1 pseudogene is annotated in these 2,056 nt (G+C 45.5%); it reads right to left on the bottom strand.

The features are described from left to right. Positions 1-192 precede the first annotated feature (192 nt). Positions 193-2,056: pseudogene (locus tag FCN74_RS11965) on the bottom strand (FISUMP domain-containing protein); the annotation flags it as partial.

Below are 2,056 nucleotides of genomic sequence, written 5' to 3'. Positions count from 1 at the left end.
GACCGCCCTAAAGCATTTGCACAGGGTAAACTACGCGGTAATAAAATCCTGCCATCCGCTGAAAAAGCGGAATGGCAGGATAAAGTGTCACACTTCGGCTATCGCTCAGTGTAAAAATCAATCAAATGCATCAAAGTGTCAACCCTGTGGAATAGCTGTTACACAGCTACCGCCCTGCGGTATTCCACAGGGTTAATCCTTGAGGCAACGCACAGAGAGTCCGTACGCTCGGTAGAAGTTGGGCATGCCGGCAACACTGCTGCTGAAGTAGAGGAAGCGCGAATCGGTACTGCCAACCGTACTGCTCCAGTAGCGGCCGTTGGTACCGACACTGAAGAGCGAAGCATTGAATAATTGGCGGTAGCCCGCCATGGGCAATTTAAGCGGGGAAGCAAAGGCTCCTGCGCTGCTGTTGCTACTCCAACTCCCGCGTTCAGCATCTAATTCTGCATCGGTTGGCAGACGATAGCCACTTGGGCATGGATTGTTCACCCCATTTACACCCTGCCACAAATTATCGTTTTGTGGGCTGCGCCAGTCGAAATTATTACTGCCATTGGTAATAAAATCTCCATGACCTGGCTGGTCAGAGCTGCTCAGGGTAGAAGTAGTTCCAGAGTCTCTACATTGATGTCCATCAGCGCCTCTTCCCCATTGGTATAGATCACCATAAGCTGCTGCATCGGTACTGCTGGTTGCCACCTGGCTCGCCCCTAAATTTCTATCCATCCAGGTTTTACCTGTCGTGGGATTGGTGACATCTACCACTTCGGTGACGAGATTATTACAATATACTGTACCCTCTGGATAACCTAAAGATTTACCTTTTATCTCAGCTCTTAACATATTTTTTGCTTCATTGATTAATGCATTTACTTCATCTTGTGTGAATAATTCAGCTTTTGTGTAGGTTGTATTATCTAAATAAGCTTTAGTTACTGCATCTTGTGCATCAGTGGGGTCTGCCAAATCTTTAATTTGTTGGTCGTTGGCTGAGTTATTTTCTGCTAATACCTGCTCTAGGTTTAATTCGCCTTTGTTGGCTATTTCAACCCAATTGCCAGCATGAGCATAATAGGCTTTACCTGTGCCATGCACATGAGCAAACATACCGTGATAAGTACTTGCGGAGGGTAAATCACTTTCAGAAGAATACACGTTTGCAAACAAGATTTTATTTGAACCTAAATCAATATCTGTTTGTGCAGCTCCAAACCCGCTTAAAGGTATGTTGTTTTTGTCTAGCTTAGCGTCTGTGACGCTTGCGTCTTGTATCTTACTTGTATTAATGGCACCATTGCTTATAGTTAAAGCGCCGTCATTGGCTAATGTCGCATCACCAGACAATGAGACTGCTGTTGGTGCATTTCCTGTATCGCCTACTAATATAGACCCAGATGTTAAGCTTTCAATTATTCCTGCTGGACCCTGTGGTCCAGTGAGGTCTGCTGTAGTAAAACTAGTACCATCACTAAAGTTTAAGGTAAAAGTTCCATCATTATTATCTGTGGTTGAAGTAATACCTACACCGTCTTGACCATCCTGACCGTCGACGCCATCGTTGCCAGGATTACCTATCGGTCCTTGCGGTCCAGTTGGACCAGTTGCGCCTTGTGGTCCAGTGAGGTCTGCTGTAGTAAAAGTAGAGCCATCACTAAAGTTTAAGGTAAATGTACCATCATTATTATCTGTTGTTGAAGTAATGCCTACACCATCTTCACCATCTTGGCCGTCAACACCATCGTTACCAGGAATACCAATTGGTCCTTGCGGTCCAGTTGGGCCAGTTGGTCCTGTAGCGCCTTGCGGTCCAGTGAGGTCTGATGTAGTAAAAGTAGAGCCATCACTAAAGTTTAAGGTAAAAGTTCCATCATTATTATCTGTGGTTGAAGTAATACCTACACCGTCTTGACCATCCTGACCGTCGACGCCATCGTTGCCAGGATTACCAATCGGTCCTTGCGGTCCAGTTGGACCAGTTGCTCCTTGTGGTCCAGTGAGGTCTGCTGTAGTAAAACTACTGCCATCACTAAAGTTTAAGGTAAAAGTTCCATCA

The organism is Mesohalobacter halotolerans, from assembly GCF_006120725.1.
Lineage (GTDB): Bacteria > Bacteroidota > Bacteroidia > Flavobacteriales > Flavobacteriaceae > Psychroflexus > Psychroflexus halotolerans.
The sequence above is the reverse complement of the archived record's forward strand: the minus strand, read 5'-3'. Positions and strand labels throughout refer to the sequence as shown.